The organism is Streptomyces sp. NPDC002138, from assembly GCF_040296485.1.
Classification (GTDB): domain Bacteria; phylum Actinomycetota; class Actinomycetes; order Streptomycetales; family Streptomycetaceae; genus Streptomyces.
The window spans coordinates 151,416-168,448 of record NZ_JBEOXE010000011.1 but is presented as its reverse complement, the minus strand read 5'-3'; the positions used below and the strand labels follow the sequence as shown (position 1 = coordinate 168,448).

Genomic DNA, 17,033 nt, shown 5'->3' with positions numbered 1-17,033 from the left:
TGCACGTACCCCGCGGCCACTTCACAGCTCACCAACCGCAAGTACGCGAGCATCTGGCGCTGCACCAGCAGTACGTCGGCCAAGTCGCCCGGCTCCCCGCGCGGCGTTTGAGGGCACGCCCGGGGCGGCGCCGGCCCGGGGGGCGTACGGCTCGCGCCCCGCCCGCGCCGGGCCGCCGACCCGCCGCAGCGGCGCCCGGCCACCCTGCCGCCGGAGGCAGAGGGCTACGTGACCGGGAGGCGGAGGGCCGCCAGGACCGGGTAGTGGTCCGTGGCCGCGCGGAGATCGCGCGAGGTGACCCCCGGCAGCCCCGCCGGGACCCCGCAGGCCAGCACCTCCACCCCCCGCGAAGCGAACACGGCATCGATCCGCTGTCCCCCCGGCACGTGCTCCGACGTGAGCTCCCCACCCCACGGCGCCACCGCCCAGCAGTCCTGCAGCTCCGCCGCCAGCCGCCGGAAGGCCGCCCCCTCGGGCCGTTCGTTGATGTCACCGGCCGCCACCACGTGCGGCACGTCCATCCCGGCCAGCCGCTCCAGCAGCATCCCCGCCTGCTCGTACCGCTCGTCCGCCCGCAGCGACAGGTGCGCGCTGAGCACCCCCACCCGCACGCCCCCGATCCGCACCACCGCCGTCGCGAAGCCCCGCCGGTGCTCGCCCGGCCGCAGCGGCAGCAGCACGTCCTCGGTACGTTCCACGAAGGCCCGCAGCGAGCACAGCAGCAGCGGCCCGGCGGCCGTCGCGCCCCCGCTCAGCACCACCAGGTCCGTCTTCGACGCGAGGCGCGCCGCATGTTTGCGCCAGCGGAAGAACCGCGGGGCTTCCTGGATGAAGACCAGGTCGGGGGCGCACGCCCGGATGACCCGGACCAGCGCTTCCTCGTCGTCGCGCATCGAGCGCACGTTGTAGCCGAGCACCCGGATCACGGCGGAACCGTCGGGCTCGGTGCGGGATTCGGGCAGCGCGGGCAGCTCGGGCAGCTCAGGCAGCCCCGTACGCGGCAGTGGAGACAGGTCCATACGGGCCAACCTACGCAGCCGCCCGCCGCTCCCCCAGGGGGCGCGACGGGCAGAATGCGCGAGCGTGCGGACCGGGCCGGGCTCAGCCCTGGCGAGCCAGGTCGGCCGCGCCGACGAGACCGGCCTTGCCGCCCAGCTGAGCGGCCAGCACCTGCGCGTGCGGACGCCAGGCGCCGCCGATCAGCCAGCGCTTGAAGGACTTGCGGATCGGGTCGAGGACGAGGTCGCCCTCGTCCGAGACCCCGCCGCCCACGATGAACGCGGACGGGTCGAACAGCGAGGCCAGGTCGGCGAGACCGGCTCCGGCCCAGCGGGCCAGCTCCCGGAAGGAGTCGATGGCCACCAGGTCGCCGGCACGCGCGGCCTCGCTGATGTGCTTGCCCTCGATGCCCTCGGGGGTGCCGTCGCCGAGCGCGAGCAGCACGGACGCGTTCTCGGGGGTGGCATTGGCCCGCTGCCGGGCGTACCGGACGAGCGCGCGCCCGGAGGCGTACTGCTCCCAGCAGCCCTGGCTGCCGCAGCCGCACAGCAGGCCGTCGGGGACGACCCGGATGTGGCCGAATTCGGCGGCGACGCCGAAGCGCCCGCGGCGCAGCTTGTTGCCGATGATGATGCCGCCGCCCAGGCCCGTGCCGAGGGTGATGCAGATGACGTCGTCGTGACCCTGGCCCGCACCGAAGCGGTATTCGCCCCAGGCCGCGCAGTTCGCGTCGTTCTCGACGACGACCGGCAGGCCGATGCGCTGCTCGACCTTGTCCTTGAGCGGCTCGTGCCGCCAGTCGATGTTGGGCGCGAAGAGCACGGTGGCGCGCTTGTCGTCCACGTATCCGGCGGCGCCGATGCCGACGGCGTCGATGGTGTGGTTGCTGCTGACTTCGGACACTGCGGCGCAGATCGCGTCGGTCACGCCGTCCGCGGTCGGCGGGGTGGGCACCTTGTACGTCTCAAGGATGGTGCCCTCTTCGTCGACCACGCCGGCCGCGATCTTCGTGCCGCCGATGTCGACGCCGATGGTGAGTCCCATTAGTCCCTCGGTTTCCGGTCAAACCCCGCCGGGGCCAACGGTACCCGAGCGTTGGACGGGAGTCAGTCGAGATCGATGCGCTCGGCGGGCCCGGGTCCGTCCTCGTCACCCTTGGTCCCGCCCGCGGCCGCGGCTCCGGGATCCGTGCGCGGCGAGGGCTCGTCCCGGCTCCAGCGGCGCTCGTGGCCCTCGACGGCCGAGCGGTAGGCGGCGAGCAGCTCGGAGCCGGCGGCCGCCAGGTGGTCGAAGACCTCGGGGTTGCGCTCGATCACGGGCTTGACGGCGCTCTTGGCCTGGCTGACGAACTGCCGGGCGGCGCCCTGGGCGGCCATGCCGATCAGGGGGTTGTTCAGCCCGGCGACCTTGTCTGCGACGGCCTCGAACAGCTTGAACAGCTCCTCGGCCGGGCTCCCCGGCTCGCCGGCGCCCCCGCCCTGCTGCGACCGGCGGCGCTCCCGCTCCGCGGCCAGGTCCTCGGCGCACGCCCTGGCCCAGGCGTCGTCGTCTGCGGGACGGTCGGTGGCCTCGCTCATGGCGGACTCTCCTGGGTACGGCTGCGGGGCGGTGGGAACACCCTCGACGTTACCCGAACGGCCCCGTCACGTTCAGGGTGAGAGGGGCCACTGACCCGGGTCCGGCGTGAAGCGGATCCGCAGGACGCCCTCGTGGAGGCCCGCGCCCGAGACGGTGCAGCGGCGCAGCGCCGAGGGCAGGGAAACGATCCTTCGGAACGGGCCCGCCGTGAGCAGCAGCTCGTCCCCGCGCCGGACCAGATCCAGGTCCCGCTTCTCCGCGCCGGGCAGCGGCACCACCCAGACGAGGACGCCCTCGTCGGCGAGACGGTCCTCGACCGCCCAGGCCCGGCGCTCCCCGGAGGGCAGCTCGGCCAGCGCGTCGCGCGGGTCCAGCGCGGCCAGGTCGCGCGGGCCGCGCGGGTCCGCGCCCAGGTGCTCCAGGCCCGGCCGGGCGAGGTCCGGGTGGGCTCCGGCCCAGGTGGTGACGTACTTGTCCTGCTGCGCGGCCAGCCCGGCGAGCCACGGGTCCGCGGCGTCCCGGGGCACGAGCCGGTTGGCCACGACCGCCCCGACGGGCAGCTCGTACAGGGCCAGGCCGAGCATCCCGAGCCGCAGCACACCGTCGGCGCCCGGTCCGGGCTCGGCGACCATGCGGACGGAGGTGGTGTCCGCCTCCACGACGGCCTGGACGGCGGCCAGCTCCTCGTCCCAGCGCGCGGCGGCCTCGTACAGCCACTGCGCGGGCATCGGTACGCCCGCCAGCTGGGCCAGTACGGGCCTCAGCGCCCGGGCCGCCTGCCGCTGGGCGGGCAGCAGCCGGGCCAGGTAGCGGCGCAGCTGGGCCGGGAGCGCGAGGGTGGCGATGGCCTGGTGGACGGGCGGCATGTCGACCACGACCAGGTCGAAGGAGCCCGCCCGGGCCGCCCCGGCCGCCCGGCGCAGCGCGCGCAGCAGGGCGAACTGTTCGGCGCCCGGGAGTTCGGTGAGCTCCTCGCCGCCCAACGGCCGCGCCCCCAGCATCCCGAGGAGGGCGGAGCCGCGCTCCTGGAGGGTGACCAGTTCGGCGCGGAACTCCTCCGCGGGCTCGATCCGGGCGGCCCACACCCCGTCGGCCGCGACGGGTACGGCGGCCAGCCCGGGCGCCACCTCGGCCGACGCCCCGAGGGCCGGGCCGAGGAGCGCGCCCAGCGGGTCACCGGGGTCACCGGAGAGGACCAGCACCCGCCGTCCGCGCCGGGCCGCCGCGAGGGCGGTAGCGGCGGCGACGGTGGTGCGTCCCGCCCCGCCGGGGCCGGTGATCAGCAAGGTGTGCACGTGCGACGGCTCCGGGTCGGGTACGGCGAGGGCGGGGCGGGGCGGGGGAATCCGGGCCTCAGGCCCCGCCGGCCTCGACGCGCTTCTTCAGGCCCGCCAGCGCGCGGTCGATGATGACCTTCTCGGCCTTGCGCTTGATCATGCCGAGCATCGGGATCTTGACGTCCACGGTCAGCTGGTAGGTGACCTCGGTCTTCCTGCCCCCGTCCAGCGGGGCCAGCCGGTAGGACCCGTCGAGCTGGCGCAGCATCTGGGACTTGTCCAGGCTCCAGCTGACCTCGTCCGCACCCTTCCAGGTGTAGTTGAGGGTGTGGTCGTCCTTGATCGCTCCGGCGTCGAGCAGCAGTCGCACCTTCTCGGCGCGGCCCGCGGCGTCGGAGGCCAGCACCTCGGCCTCCTTCACCTCGCCGGTCCACTCGGGGTAGCGTCCGAAGTCGGCGATCACGGCCATGACGTCAGCCGGCGTCGCTTCGATCGTGATGCTCGAGCTGGTGTGTTCCGCCATCGCGGTCGCTCCTCCGGGCCGGTGTCACCTCCCAGCGGCAGCTGGGGAAGTTCAGCAAGTCGTCGCGGCCTGCGGCCGCCGCGTGAAGGCTACCGCGCGGGTGGACCTCACCACTCCAGCGCCCAGGGCCTTCCCGTCGCCGCGAAGTGCCCGACGTTCACGCACTCGGTGGCGCCGATGCGCATCCGGCGGGCCATCGGCTGGTGCACGTGCCCGAACAGGGCGTACCGGGGCCGGGTTTTGCGGATGGCGTCGAGGAGGGCCGCGCTGCCGCGCTCGAAGCGGCGGGCCACGGTGTCGTAGCAGAGCTCGGGGACCTCGGGCGGGATGTGCGAGCACAGGACGTCGACCTCGCCGAGCGCCTCGATCTTGGCCGCGTACTCCTCCGGGTCCACCTCGTAGGGGGTGCGCATCGGGGAGGGCAGGCCGCCGCCGACGAAGCCGAATACCCGGCCGCCGATCTCCACGCGCTCGCCGTCGAGGACGGTGGTGCCGGGGCGGGCGTACTGCGGCCAGAGCGTCGGGATGTCGACGTTGCCGTAGGTGGCGTAGGTGGGGGTGGGGAACGCGGCGAACATCTCCTCGTACTGCCTGCGCACCGCGCCCTCGATCACCTGCTCGCGGTCCAGGCCCGCCCACAGCTCGCGGCCCAGCGCGCGGGCCTCCTCGAAGCGCCGCTCGGTGCGCAGGGCCACGATCCGGTCGGCGTTCTCGACGCCGAAGAGGTCGGGGAAGATGCCGCGCGAATGGTCGGCGTAGTCCAGGAAGAGCACCAGGTCGCCCAGGCAGATCAGCGCGTCCGCGCCCTCCCCGGCCCGTGCCAGCGCCTCGCTGTTGCCGTGCACGTCGCTCACCACGTGGACCCGTGTGCCGCTCTTGGTGCCTTTGTGCGCCGTGCGCTCGTTGCCGCTTTTCGTGCCACCCATGCCGTCACCCTAGGGGCGTACGGGGAGCTGGCATAGACGGGCCGGGAAGGATCTCGCACAGCTGCCCGGACCTGCGGTTACTTCCGGGTCGCGGAAGGCGTCGACTACTGTCGGGCGGGTGTGTCCGCGTCGTGTGACGCACGGAACATCTGGCCGGTTCCCTCTATCGGGAACCCACTACTCGTGGGTAACGTCCGGTCGGTCCACATGGTGGCGATGGCGCCCAGAGGAGCAGCAGTCTTGCGCGAGTTCAGCCTTCCGGCCCTGTACGAGGTCCCGTCGGACGGGAACCTGACGGATCTCATCCGCCGCAACGCCGCTCAGCATCCGGCCACCGCCGTCATGGCGCGCAAGGTCGGCGGCGCCTGGCAGGACGTGACCGCGACCGAGTTCCTGGCGGAGGTCCGGGCCACGGCCAAGGGCCTGATCGCGGCGGGCGTCCGGCCCGGCGACCGGGTCGCCCTCATCTCGCGGACCCGCTACGAGTGGGTCCTGATCGACTTCGCGATCTGGAGCGCGGGCGGCATCACCGTCCCGGTGTACGAGACCAGCTCGCCCGAGCAGATCCAGTGGATCCTCGGCGACTCCGGCGCGACCGCCGTGATCGTGGAGAGCCCGGGCCACCACGCGACCGTGGCCTCCCTGCGCGACCGGCTCCCCGAGCTGCGCGACGTGTGGGAGATCGAGGCGGGCGCCCTGGAGACCCTGCGCGCCGCGGGCGCCTCGGTCACCGACGCCGAGGTCGACGAGCGCAGCGGTCTGGCGAACGCCGACGACCCGGCCACCATCGTCTACACCTCGGGCACCACCGGCCGCCCCAAGGGCTGCGTGCTGAGCCACCGCAACTTCTTCGCCGAGTGCGGCAACGTGGTGGAGCGGCTCAGCCCGCTCTTCCGCACCGGCGAGTGCTCGGTCCTGCTCTTCCTCCCGGCGGCCCACGTCTTCGGGCGCCTGGTCGAGGTGGCGGCCGTACTGGCCCCCATCCGGCTGGGCTGCGTACCGGACATCAAGAACCTGACCGACGAGCTCCAGTCCTTCCGGCCCACCCTGATCCTCGGTGTGCCGCGAGTCTTCGAGAAGGTCTACAACTCGGCGCGCGCCAAGGCGCAGGCCGACGGCAAGGGCAAGATCTTCGACGCGGCCGCCGAGACCGCGATCGCCTACAGCCGCGCGCTGGACACCCCGGGCGGCCCGTCCCTCGCCCTGCGGCTCAAGCACAAGGTGTTCTCGAAGCTGGTCTACAGCAAGCTGCACACGGTGCTCGGCGGACGCGGCGAGTACGCGATCTCCGGCGGCGCGCCGCTGGGTGAGCGGCTCGGCCACTTCTTCCGCGGGATCGGCTTCACCGTGCTGGAGGGCTACGGCCTGACCGAGTCGTGCGCGGCGACCGCCTTCAACCCGTGGGACCGGACGAAGATCGGTACGGTCGGCCAGCCGCTCCCGGGATCGGTCGTGCGCATCGCGGACGACGGCGAGGTGCTGCTGCACGGCGAGCACATCTTCACGGGGTACTGGAAGAACGAGACGGCGACCGCCGAGGCGCTGGCCGACGGCTGGTTCCGCACGGGCGACGTCGGCACCCTCGACGAGGACGGCTACCTCGCGATCACCGGGCGCAAGAAGGAACTCATCGTCACCGCGGGCGGCAAGAACGTCGCTCCCGCGGTGATCGAGGACCGGATCCGCGCCCACGCGCTGGTCGCCGAGTGCATGGTGGTCGGCGACGCGAGGCCGTTCGTGGCCGCCCTGGTCACCATCGACGAGGAGTTCCTCGGCCGGTGGGCGGCGGAGCACGGCAAGCCCGCGGGGTCGACGGCGGCGTCGCTGCGCGAGGACGCGGACCTGAACGCCGCCGTCCAGCAGGCCGTGGACGATGGCAACGCGGCGGTCTCCAAGGCGGAATCGGTGCGGAAATTCCGCATTCTGCCCTCCCAGTTCACGGAGGAGTCGGGCCACCTCACGCCGTCGCTGAAGCTCAAGCGCAACGTGGTGGCGAAGGACTACGCGGACGAGGTCGAGGCCCTCTACCGGGGCTGATCGCCCGGTAGCGGGGCGGTGCCGGCGCGGCCCGCGGCCGGAGGCCGCTGATCATCGGGGGTCGGCGAGGATCCGCTCCATGTTCCGCTCCGCGAGGGCGGTGATCGTCACGAACGGGTTCACTCCGAGCGAGCCCGGGACGAGCGAGCCGTCGACGACGTACAGCCCCTGGTAGCCCTTGGCGCGGCCGTAGTCGTCGGTGGCGGCGCCCAGCACGCAGCCGCCGAGCGGGTGGTAGGTGAAGTTGTCGGCGAAATTCTTGTTGTCGCCGAACAGGTCGTAGCGGTAGATCGTGAAATTGGCCCGATTGATCCGGTCGAAGAGGCGCTTCGCCGCGTTCACGGACGGGGTGTTCTGGTCCCGGGTCCACTGGAGCTTCGCCGAGTCGCTGGCGGCGTCGTAGATGAAGTGCCCGCGCTCGGGGTTCTTGGTGATCGCCAGGTACATCGAGATCCAGTGCTCGAACCCCATCGGCAGCGGGGCGATCTCGGCGAAGACCGGGTTCGAGGCGTTGTCCCAGTCGTCGATGCCCAGGGCGGGCATGGTGGCCTGGTTGGCGCCGACCGTGTCCCAGAGGTGGTTGGCCCGGGCGGTCATCACGTTGCCGTTGTGGCCCCAGCCGCGGCCGACCTCCTCGCTGAGCGCGGGCAGCGCGCCGGTCTCGCGGGCCCGCAGCAGGATCTCGGTGGTGCCGAGGCTGCCGGCGCCCAGGAAGAGCTGCCTGCAGCCGAGTTCGCGGGTCTGGGTGACCCGCCCGGTGAGGTCGCTGGTCAGGACGGTGAGGACGTACCCGCCGGCCGGGTCCGGGCGTACGGCGACCACCCGCTGCATGGTCTCGATGGTGACGTTGCCGGTGCCGAGGGCGGCGGCGAGGTAGGTCTTGTCGACGCTCTTCTTGCCGTGGTTGTTGCCGTAGATGACCTCGCCCGCGAGCGCCGACCTGGTAGCGGTGCCGGCGGCCTCGCGCTTCATGTACTCGAAGTCGTAGACGTTGGGCACGAAGGTGGTCTTCAGGCCCGTGTTCTGGGCGTGCTTGCGGGAGATCCGGGCGAAGCGGTACCACTCGGTGGACTCGAACCACGACGGGTCGATGTCATTGACGCCGAGCATCTGGCGGGCCCGCGGGTAGTAGGTCCCGTACATCTCGTCGGCGTCGACCCGGGGCAGTACCTCGGTGAAGTACGAGCGCTTCGGGGTGGGCGCCATACCGCCGTTGACGAGGGATCCGCCGCCGACGCCACGGCCGACGTACACGGACATGTCGCCGTAGTTCACCCGGTCCAGGACGCCGGGGTAGGGGCTGATGTCGCGGTTGACCACGTCGAGCCAGAGGAACTGGGCGAGCGGGGCCTCGGTGCGCGTGCGGTACCACATGGAGCGCTGGTCGGGCGCGGAGGTGGAGGGGAAGATCTTCCCGTCCGAGGCGGGGGTGTCCCAGAGCCGTCCCATCTCGAGGACGACGGTCCGTACGCCCGCCCGCCCGAGCCGCAGGGCGGCGACGGCGGAGCCGTAGCCGGAGCCGACGACGATGGCGGGGGCGTACTGCGCGGCGGCCGGTTCCGCGGCGGCCGCGGACGACAGCCCGATCCGGGTGAACCCGAGTGCCGCGGCGGTCTGGAGGGCGCCGAGCCCCAGGAGGTGACGGCGCGTCAGCTGTGATGTCATGGTGGCATCATGGGCGGAATCCTACCGTCCACCCAGATGCCGTCTTGACAGACATCTGAGTGACAGTCAGGTATGGCCGGATATGACGCCCTGGGCCGCGGCGGCGCGGGCCCGGCCCCCGGTCACAGCAGTCCGCGCAGCCGGTCCGCCAGCAGGTCCCAGCGCCAGCGCTCCTCCACCCAGGCCCGGCCCCGCTCCCCCATCGCCCGGGCCAGCGCCGGATCGAGGAGCAGCGTCACGATGCGGTCCGCCGTGTCGGCCACGGAGCCGCCCCGCACCACCCAGCCCGTCTCCCCGTCCAGGACCGCGTCCGGGGCGCCCCCGGAGTCCCCCGCGACCACCGGCAGGCCCGTGGCCGAGGCCTCCAGGTAGACGATCCCGAGCCCCTCCACGTCCAGCCCGCCGCGCCGGGTCCGGCACGGCATCGCGAAGACGTCCCCCGCCCCGAAGTGCGCGGGCAGCTCCCCCCACGGCAGGGCCCCGGTGAACCGCACCGCGTCCGCGACCCCGGTCGAGGCGGCCAGCGCCCGCAGCGCGGACTCGTAGGGCCCGCCGCCCACGATCAGCAGCGTCGTGTCCGCCACCTCGGCCCTGATCAGCGGCAGCGCCCGGATCAGGGTGTCCTGGCCCTTGCGCGGCACCAGCCGGGACACGCACACCACCACCGGCCGGTCCGTCAGCCCCAGCCGGGCCCGGATCAGGTCGCCGCCCGACCCGGGGTGGAAGGTCTTCTCGTCGACCCCGGGCGGCAGCGGCGTCATCCGCGCCGCCGCCGCCTCGCTCAGCGCGCCCGCGATCCGCGAGCGGGTGTATTCGCCCAGGTAGGTGACCGTGTCCGTGCCCTCGCCGATCCGGTGCAGCAGGGCGCGGGCGCCGGGCAGCTGGGCCCAGCCCGCCTCGTGCCCGTGCGTGGTCGCCACCACCCGCCGGGCGCCCGCCCGGCGCAGCGCCGGGCCCATCAGGGCGAGCGGGGCGGCGGCCCCGAACCAGACCGACTCGCAGCCGTGTTCGCTCAGCAGGGCGGTGGCCCGGCGGGTCACCCGGGGGCTCGGCAGGAGCATCGTCGCCGCGTCCCGCACGACGGGGAAGGGCTGCGCCGCGTCGAAGGCGGCGGTGGCCGCGGCGCCCTCCGCGCCCCGCTTCCAGGTGGAGGCGTAGACGACGACCCGGCCGGGATCCAGCCGCAGCGCCATGTTGTGCAGGAAGGCCTGGATGCCGCCCGGACGTGGCGGGAAATCGTTGGTCACGATCAGGGTCTTGTGCATCGTGCGGCGAGGCTACCGCTCACCGCAGCTCCTCCCGCAGGCTCGATTGCCACGTTCGGGTGAGGTCGGCGAGGTCGGTGCCCAGCGTGCTCCGCAGCGCCGTCGGCAGCGAATTCCGGCCTGCCTCGGCATAGAGCCTGACCAGGGCCGCCTCGCCCCAGCGGTCGGCGATCAGCCGGCAGGCCAGCCAGGCCCCCTCGTAGGCGCGGGCCATCGCCTGCGCGTCACCCCCGAAGGTGAACGCCTCGTTCGGGGGGAGCGCGGACGGAAGTTCACCCCGGCCCACGGCCCGGCGCAGCGCCGGGGCGGCCTGTGCCGGGGTGCGCCCGGCCGAGCGGTACGCCGCCCAGTCCGCGAAGCCCTCGGAGAGCCACAGCGGGGTCGAGGCGGTGGTCGCGGAGCGGGTGGCGACGTGGGTGCTCTCGTGGGTGAGGACCACCTGGCGGCCCAGCTCGCTCAGGCCCTCGTACGCCTGCGGGTTGACCACCACCCGGTCCGCCGGGGCCGGGGAGACGCCGACCAGCCCGGTGGTCACCGCCGCCAGCCCCCGGTAGGAGTCGGCGGGCCGCCCCAGCAGCGCCGCCATCGCGTCCAGGTCGGCGGGGACGACCACCACCACGCGGCCCGCCCACGGCCGCGGCCAGGCCGCGCTCACCTCGGGGACGGCCCGCCCGGCCACCACCGCGACCTCCTCCAGGCTCTCCCGGGACCGCCCCCGGCCGCCCAGCACCAAGGCGTGGTCCCCGCGCACCACGCTCACCGGCCCCTGGTCCCACAGCTGCGGCAGCGCTCCGGGCGCGGGCCGGTCACCGGTGACGTGCCAGCCGTCGCCGTCCTCGCTCAGCGAGAGGGTGCGGGCCGAGACCGCCGGAGCGGCGTCGTAGCCGGTGAGCCGGTAGCGCAGCTCCGCGCCGACCACGGCCCGGGCGCCGTCGCGGCGTACCGAGGTGACCCCGTACGTCCAGCCCTCCAGCGGGACGGCGGCCAGCGCCGCGGGCGGCCGGGCCGACCACCGGGCCACCGCCTCCCGGACGGCCCGCTCGGCGGCGTCGGGCCGCGCGGCCGCCCCGGGGCCGCCACAGCCGGCGGCCCCGCCGGCCAGCAGCACGGCGGCCAGCAGCAGGAACAGCGCGCGCACGGGACCCCGGACCATCCGGTGATCGTACGCGCGCGGACCACCGGCGCCCTCAGGCCCGGTGGGTCACCGCGGACGCCGGCGGCCTCAGGGCCGGGTCACCGAGGACACCGGCATCATCCCGACGGGGTCGTAGCGCACCGCGGCCCCCGGGTACGGGGCGTGCACCACCTGGCCGTTGCCGACGTACATGCCGACGTGGCTGGCGTCCGAGCGGTAGGTCACCAGGTCCCCCGGCCGGGCCTCGGAGAGGGAGACCCTGCGGCCCGCGTGCCGCTGCTCCTGCGAGGTGCGCGGCAGGGAGACGCCCGCCTGCCGGTAGGACCACACCATGAGCCCGGAGCAGTCGAAGCCGGAGGGCCCGGTGGCCCCCCAGACGTACGGGCGCCCGACCGCGGCCCGGGCCGCCATCACGGCGGTCGCGGCGCGACCCGAGGAGGCGCCGCCGGAGCCGGGGAGTTCGGGCAGCGCGTCGGCGCGGCCGCCGGAGCGCGAGGCCCGCTCGAAGGAGACCCGCTCCTCCGTCGGCATCGCGTTGAGCAGCCGCCGGGCGGCGGCGAGCTTCGCGGTGACGGAGCGCTTCTGGCGGGCGGTGTCGGCCCGCAGCTCGTCGAGTTCGGCGAGCTTGCGCGAGGCCTCGTGCCGCTCCTGGTCCAGCTTGCGCTGCTCCTCGCGCAGTTCGGCGAGCTGCCGGGTCTGGCGGCCGGTCAGCCGGTCGAGGGCGCTGGCCTTGTCGAGGTACTCGTCGGGGTCCTCGGAGAGCATCAGCTCGACGGCCGGGTCGAGACCGCCGGACTTGTACTGGGCCCCGGCGAAGCTGCCGAGCACCCCGCGCATGGTGTTGATCCGGTCCTGGCCGCGGGCGACGGCGTCCTGGGCGCGCAGGACCTCGCCGCGCAGCTTCGCGCTGCGCTCCCCCGCCGCGTTGAACCGCTCGGTGGCCTGCTCGGCCTCCTCGAACAGCCGGTCCACCTGGGCCCGGGCGCCGCCGGGCGGTTCTGCGGGGGCCGCGGTGGCCGGTACGCCCGTCATGGCGACCGCCGCGGTGGCCGCGGCGGCGGCGGTCAGGACGGTGACCCTGGTGTTCCGGTCGTGCCCCGTAGGCGCGGGCCGGCGATGGGATGCCACGTTGAGCCGCTCCCTTCCGCTTGCGCGGGGCCCGGGTCCGCCCCCCGTGGACGGCCGTGTGCCGGGTTCCGCGCTGGCAGACAGTAGCGGCGTGACCACGCACCGGCCAACGACCGTCGGCGGGCACACACAGTGACGCCCCGCCGGAGACGCAGGTCACCGGCGGGGCGAGGGGGCCGAGCGGGGGCGGTTAATTCGCCCGGATGGGCGGTGTACGGCGCGCCCGTGAGGACGGGTCAGCCACCGACCCGGACGCCGAACTGGAAGGGCATGTTGCGGACGGCCTCGTACTTGACGCCGCCGCGCGGGTTGGAGGCGTGCAGGGTCATTCCGTTGCCCGCGTACAGGCCGACGTGGTGCAGGTCGTCGTAGAACAGGATCAGGTCGCCCGGCTGCAGTTCGCTCAGGGTCAGGTGCCGGCCCGCGTTCGCCTGGTCGTAGGTGACGCGCGGGAGGTCCACGCCGGCCTGGCCGTAGGCCCACTGGACCAGACCCGAGCAGTCCCACGAGTCCATGCCCGTGTCGCCCATGTGGTAGGCGTCGCCGAGCTGCTGCTTGGCGTATTCGAGGGCCTGTCCGGCCCGGCCCGAACCCTTCGCTCCGCCGCCGGCGGTCGCCTTGTCGGCGTCGCCGCCGCTGGCGCGCTTCTCGTCGGCGCTGAGCTGCGAGCGCTGGTCGGCCGACAGGGAGTTGAGGACCGCCTGCGCCTCGGCCAGCTTGCTCTGGGAGGTCTTCTTCTTCTCGTCCAGTTCCTTGCGGGTGGCGTCGAGGTCGGTGAGCTTGCCCGAGGCCTCCTGGCGCTTCTGCGCCAGGCTGCGCTGCTTCGCCTGGATCTTCTGGACGGCCGCGACCTGCTTGTCGCTCAGCTGCTCCATCGTGGAGGCCTTGTCGAGGTAGTCGTCCGGGTTCGCGGAGAGGAAGAGCGCCAGCGAGTTGTCGATGCCGCCGGTGCGGTACTGGGCGCTCGCCATCGAACCGAGGGCGCCGCGCAGGGTGTTGAGCTCGTCCTGCCCCTTCGCCACCTGGTCCTGGATCTGGCTGATCTCCTTCTCCAGCTTCTCCTGGCGCTCCTTGGCCCCGTTGTACTTCTCGGTGGCCTGCTCGGACTCCTCGTACAGCGCGTCGACCTTGGCCTTGGCCTCGTCCTTGGTCGGCTGCGGGGCGGCGGAGGCGCCGTTGGCGGAGAGGACGACGGCCGCGGTGGCGGTGGCCGTCAGGACGGTCACGCGAAGGCGGCTCGGCTGCTTGGGTCGACGGTGGGACGCCACGGGGGCGAGCTCCTTCTTCCTAGAACCGCCTGAGTACGCACACTCGGCAGCCCCTTCGCCCGGCACCCCGAATGAGTGATCCATCGCACGAAGGTTTGGGCCGACCCTAGTGACCTTGCCGTGATCAGTTCAAATCCTGACGACAAAAAAATCGGTCACCGACCCGCTTCTTTACCTACAGCACACGGCCCGTAGCGGTCACTTGACGGTACGTTCCGAAAATTCCGACAATCGGCCGATCCGGCCCAGGAGTTACGAAACGCGCGAAAGCCGCTTCAGCAACAAGGCCGACGTAACCGGCCTCGCCCCCGCCTTGGCCACCCCGTCGGCCACCTCACGGTCGGTGGAGACCACGACCACCGGCCGCCCGGGCGGCTCCGCGCGCACCAGCTGCCGGATCAGCTCGTCCGCCGTGACGCCCGCCTTGGAGAACAGCACCCGCACGCCGCGCGGCGGCGCCAGCAGCACCGGCGCGGCCAGCTCGGCCCCGTCGAAGACGCAGGTCATCTCCGCGCCGCTCTGGGCGGCCAGCATCGACAGCCCGCCCAGCAGCCGCAGCCGCTGCTTCTCCAGCGGCATGGTCGGATAGCCGGTCTTGGTGACGTTGTAGCCGTCCACCACCAGATGGGCCTGAGGCAGCGCCAGCAGCTGGTCCAGCAGCGCCGGATCGGTCTCCGACAGCGCCCGCGCCGCGATGTCCTTCGGGGTCATCCGGCCCGGCTCCACCGCCTCCACCGTGTCCGCCGGGCGCGTCGAGACCGGCGGCAGCGCCAGCTCCCGGCGCAGCCCCTGGGCGGCGTCGAGCACCGTGTCCAGCAGCAGCCGCAGCCGCATGTCCTCGATGCTGCGGCCCTCGCGGGTGGCCCGGCGCGAGGTCTCCAGCGCCGATTCCACCTCCGCCAGCCGGGACTTGAGCCGCCGGGACTCGCTCTCGGCCGCCACCACCCGGGCGCCGGTCTCGCTGCGGATCCCGTCGATCTCGGCGATCACCTTGCGCAGGGCCGCCTCGCCGCGCTTGACGTCGTTCAGCGCGCTGCGCAGCTTGCGCTGAAGCGATTCCGCTTCCTTGCGGGACGCCTCCAGCTCCGTACGCACCTGCTCGCCGCCGGTGCGCTGCTGCTCGCGCAGGTGCGCCAGCTCCTCGCGCAGCCGCTCCAACTCGCGCTGGGTCTCCTCGCCGACCCGCTCGGCGTCGGCGCGCTGCGCCTCCTCGCCGGCCGCGGCCACGAGCTTGACCCAGCCCGCGGGCCGCAGGACGTACGCGGAGGCCGCCACGTCCAGCGGGTCCGCGGCGGCCGGGGGCGCGCCGGACTCCAGCGCGGCGGACAGCTCCGGCTGGGCCTCGCGCAGCTTCTCGGCGACCCGGCCGCGGAAGACGGCGTCCGTCTCGACGGCCGCCGCCATGGCGTTGCCCGCGAACTTGGCCCGCCGGGTGGGGGTGAAGCGGGCGTACTGGCGCAACTGGCCCGGAAGATCGGCGACCGTCAGCCCGCCGAAGGCGTCCGAGACCAGCGCGACCACCCGGCGCCGCACGCCTTCGGGCAGCGGGCGGTCGAGCACCTCCGCGGCATCGCCCGCCGCGTCGGCCGGCTCAGCGCCGCTTGCTGGCTCCACAGTCCGTCACCCCTACCGTTACTTCTCGACCGCGGGCACCGGCTCCCTCAGGAGTCCGTGCCCGGCCGGTCCACGAGTTCGATCTGGTCCACCGCGTTGCACCAGCGGCAGCGGACCGACTCGATGGTCTCATTGACCACCTCGCGCTCCTCGACCTTGGGCTCCCCGGCGAGGTCCAGGTGGACGTACTCCACGACCTTCGACGAGCGGGTGACGTCGAACCGCGTGAGGTTGCCGCACAGCGTGCAGCGCCACCGGGTCGTCTCGGTCGGCAGGGGAACCGTCATCAGGCCGCTCACTCCTTCGTCACTGTTTCAATTAAAGCGGCCCGCGCCTCTCGGCGGGGCCTCAGGACGTAACCCTACGGCCTGACGTCACCCTCCCGTGGGCCCTGTCCTCCATGCGGGACGCGGCGGGGCGAGCTGCCCCGGTCGCTCCGGTTACGCCATGCTCTGTCCCATGACCGAACGGTGGCGGACCGTCCGCGAGACCGCCCGCGGACCGGTGGTGACGTACGCGCTGATCGCGGCCTGCGCGGTGGTCTTCGTCCTCGGCCCCGCCTCCGGGCTGAACCCCGTCTACGGGACGGGCGAGCGGCTGGTGGCGGCCGGGACGGCGTACTTCCGGCACTGGGGCGTGGTCCCGGACGAGCTCTTCTCCGGCACCCGCCGCGCCGCGCTCACGCCGCTGACGGCGCTCTTCGTGCACGGCGGCTGGCTGCACCTGCTGGGCAACTGCCTCTTCCTGTACGTCTTCGGGGCGATGACCGAGGAACGGATGGGCCGGGCGCGGTTCCTCGTCTTCTACGTCGCCACCGGCTACCTCGCCCTGGCCGCCTACGCGGCGGCCAACCCCTCCTCCGACCAGACCCTGGTCGGCGCCTCCGGGGCCATCTCGGCCGTCCTGGGGGCCTTCCTGTACCTCTTCCCCAAGGCCCGGGTGACGAGCCTCTTCCCGTTCCTGTTCTTCGTGCCGCTGCGCTTCCCGGCCTGGATCGTGCTGCTGTTCTGGTTCGGCCTGCAGTGGCTGGCGGCCCAGCGCGCGGGGAGCGGGCCGGGGGTGGCGTACCTGGCCCACGTGGTGGGGTTCTCGGCCGGGTTCCTCTACGCGTGGGTGCGATATCGGCGTACGACTAGAGTGAGGCGACCAGCGACGGCCACCGAGGGAGACAGCCAGCCGTGATCACCGCGATCGTGCTCATCAAGACCAGCGTGGACCGCATCCCCGAGATCGCCGAGTCGATCGCCGCGCTGGAGAACGTCAGCGAGGTCTACTCCGTCACGGGGACGTACGACCTGATCGCCCTCGTCCGGGTGCCCCGCCACGAGAACCTCGCGGACATCATCCCCGGCCGCATCAGCAAGATCCCGGGCGTGGAGGCGACGGACACCCACGTGGCGTTCCGCACGTACTCCCAGCACGACCTGGAGGCGGCGTTCGCGATCGGCCTGGACGCCTAGCGCCTGGCGGCGAGCCGGACCGGGCCGAGGCCCGACCCCTGCCCCGGGTCGGTGGGTTCGCCTCAAACGCCGGCGGGGCTGGGGTGGGTTCCCTGACCCGGGGGCCGGAGGTGTCAGGGTGGTGGAGCCGGGCCCCTGCGGAGTGTCTCCTCGGCTCG

The 17,033-nt window shown here is 73.4% G+C and carries 16 protein-coding genes; 3 read left to right on the top strand and 13 right to left on the bottom strand.

Annotation, left to right across the window (positions count from 1 at the left end; translation table 11 throughout):
• Positions 1-224: 224 nt before the first annotated feature.
• The 6 genes from ABT084_RS10350 to ABT084_RS10325 form a co-directional block, all read right to left on the bottom strand.
• On the bottom strand, positions 225-1,019 hold the full coding sequence (locus tag ABT084_RS10350; RefSeq protein WP_351040507.1) for an endonuclease/exonuclease/phosphatase family protein: 795 nt from the start codon (positions 1,017-1,019) through the stop codon (positions 225-227).
• Positions 1,020-1,101: 82 nt separating this feature from the next.
• Positions 1,102-2,043, bottom strand: coding sequence for an ROK family glucokinase (locus ABT084_RS10345; protein ID WP_351040504.1), 942 nt, complete (start codon positions 2,041-2,043; stop codon positions 1,102-1,104).
• A gap of 62 nt (positions 2,044-2,105) precedes the next feature.
• Entirely contained in the window at positions 2,106-2,576 is a 471-nt protein-coding gene (locus ABT084_RS10340; RefSeq protein ID WP_351040501.1) for a DUF5304 domain-containing protein, read from the bottom strand.
• A gap of 72 nt (positions 2,577-2,648) precedes the next feature.
• The gene (locus ABT084_RS10335) at positions 2,649-3,872 is read right to left on the bottom strand and encodes an ArsA family ATPase (RefSeq protein WP_351040499.1); all 1,224 of its coding nucleotides are present in this window, start codon (positions 3,870-3,872) and stop codon (positions 2,649-2,651) included.
• A gap of 58 nt (positions 3,873-3,930) precedes the next feature.
• A complete protein-coding gene (locus ABT084_RS10330; protein ID WP_351040497.1) occupies positions 3,931-4,377 on the bottom strand; it encodes an SRPBCC family protein in 447 nt (148 codons plus the stop codon).
• Positions 4,378-4,484: 107 nt separating this feature from the next.
• Positions 4,485-5,303, bottom strand: coding sequence for a metallophosphoesterase family protein (locus ABT084_RS10325; RefSeq protein WP_351040494.1), 819 nt, complete (start codon positions 5,301-5,303; stop codon positions 4,485-4,487).
• A gap of 240 nt (positions 5,304-5,543) precedes the next feature.
• On the opposite strand from ABT084_RS10325, the gene ABT084_RS10320 reads away from it, so the two are divergent.
• Positions 5,544-7,340: an AMP-dependent synthetase/ligase gene (locus tag ABT084_RS10320; protein WP_351040491.1), complete on the top strand. Its 1,797-nt coding sequence runs from the start codon at positions 5,544-5,546 to the stop codon at positions 7,338-7,340.
• 51 nt (positions 7,341-7,391) lie between these two features.
• Here the strand turns inward: ABT084_RS10320 and ABT084_RS10315 are convergent, their stop codons facing one another.
• The 7 genes from ABT084_RS10315 to ABT084_RS10285 all read right to left on the bottom strand — a co-directional run bounded on the left by ABT084_RS10315 (position 7,392) and on the right by ABT084_RS10285 (position 15,702).
• Positions 7,392-9,005, bottom strand: coding sequence for a GMC oxidoreductase (locus tag ABT084_RS10315; protein WP_351040488.1), 1,614 nt, complete (start codon positions 9,003-9,005; stop codon positions 7,392-7,394).
• Between the two features lie 122 nt (positions 9,006-9,127).
• On the bottom strand, positions 9,128-10,270 hold the full coding sequence (locus ABT084_RS10310; protein WP_351040485.1) for a glycosyltransferase family 4 protein: 1,143 nt from the start codon (positions 10,268-10,270) through the stop codon (positions 9,128-9,130).
• Positions 10,271-10,289: 19 nt separating this feature from the next.
• The gene (locus tag ABT084_RS10305) at positions 10,290-11,423 is read right to left on the bottom strand and encodes a hypothetical protein (RefSeq protein WP_351040483.1); all 1,134 of its coding nucleotides are present in this window, start codon (positions 11,421-11,423) and stop codon (positions 10,290-10,292) included.
• 69 nt (positions 11,424-11,492) lie between these two features.
• The gene (locus tag ABT084_RS10300; RefSeq protein ID WP_351040480.1) at positions 11,493-12,533 is read right to left on the bottom strand and encodes a C40 family peptidase; all 1,041 of its coding nucleotides are present in this window, start codon (positions 12,531-12,533) and stop codon (positions 11,493-11,495) included.
• A gap of 236 nt (positions 12,534-12,769) precedes the next feature.
• The gene (locus ABT084_RS10295; protein WP_351040477.1) at positions 12,770-13,801 is read right to left on the bottom strand and encodes a C40 family peptidase; all 1,032 of its coding nucleotides are present in this window, start codon (positions 13,799-13,801) and stop codon (positions 12,770-12,772) included.
• Positions 13,802-14,053: 252 nt separating this feature from the next.
• Positions 14,054-15,415, bottom strand: a complete 1,362-nt coding sequence (locus ABT084_RS10290) for an NYN domain-containing protein (protein WP_351040474.1) — start codon at positions 15,413-15,415, stop codon at positions 14,054-14,056.
• A 47-nt stretch (positions 15,416-15,462) separates the two neighbouring features.
• Positions 15,463-15,702 (bottom strand): hypothetical protein, encoded by a 240-nt coding sequence (locus ABT084_RS10285; RefSeq protein WP_351040472.1) that lies wholly within the window; start codon positions 15,700-15,702, stop codon positions 15,463-15,465.
• Positions 15,703-15,862: 160 nt separating this feature from the next.
• On the opposite strand from ABT084_RS10285, the gene ABT084_RS10280 reads away from it, so the two are divergent.
• Positions 15,863-16,597 carry a rhomboid family intramembrane serine protease gene (locus ABT084_RS10280; protein ID WP_502968885.1) on the top strand — a complete coding sequence of 245 codons (735 nt, stop codon included), beginning with the start codon at positions 15,863-15,865 and terminating at the stop codon, positions 16,595-16,597.
• Complete coding sequence (locus ABT084_RS10275) at positions 16,594-16,875, top strand: Lrp/AsnC family transcriptional regulator (protein ID WP_351040466.1); 282 nt, start codon at positions 16,594-16,596, stop codon at positions 16,873-16,875. Before ABT084_RS10280 ends, ABT084_RS10275 begins: the two co-directional genes overlap by 4 nt.
• Positions 16,876-17,033: the final 158 nt, after the last annotated feature.

Excerpts from the sequence above, each read along its gene's own strand:
- ABT084_RS10350 (WP_351040507.1), bottom strand. The coding sequence starts at position 1,019 with ATGGACCTGTCTCCACTGCCGCGTACGGGGCTGCCTGAGCTGCCCGAG.
- ABT084_RS10345 (WP_351040504.1), bottom strand. The coding sequence starts at position 2,043 with ATGGGACTCACCATCGGCGTCGACATCGGCGGCACGAAGATCGCGGCC.
- ABT084_RS10340 (WP_351040501.1), bottom strand. The coding sequence starts at position 2,576 with ATGAGCGAGGCCACCGACCGTCCCGCAGACGACGACGCCTGGGCCAGG.
- ABT084_RS10330 (WP_351040497.1), bottom strand. The coding sequence starts at position 4,377 with ATGGCGGAACACACCAGCTCGAGCATCACGATCGAAGCGACGCCGGCT.
- ABT084_RS10325 (WP_351040494.1), bottom strand. The coding sequence starts at position 5,303 with ATGGGTGGCACGAAAAGCGGCAACGAGCGCACGGCGCACAAAGGCACC.
- ABT084_RS10315 (WP_351040488.1), bottom strand. The coding sequence starts at position 9,005 with ATGACATCACAGCTGACGCGCCGTCACCTCCTGGGGCTCGGCGCCCTC.
- ABT084_RS10310 (WP_351040485.1), bottom strand. The coding sequence starts at position 10,270 with ATGCACAAGACCCTGATCGTGACCAACGATTTCCCGCCACGTCCGGGC.
- ABT084_RS10305 (WP_351040483.1), bottom strand. The coding sequence starts at position 11,423 with ATGGTCCGGGGTCCCGTGCGCGCGCTGTTCCTGCTGCTGGCCGCCGTG.
- ABT084_RS10285 (WP_351040472.1), bottom strand. The coding sequence starts at position 15,702 with ATGACGGTTCCCCTGCCGACCGAGACGACCCGGTGGCGCTGCACGCTG.
- ABT084_RS10280 (WP_502968885.1), top strand. The coding sequence starts at position 15,863 with ATGCTCTGTCCCATGACCGAACGGTGGCGGACCGTCCGCGAGACCGCC.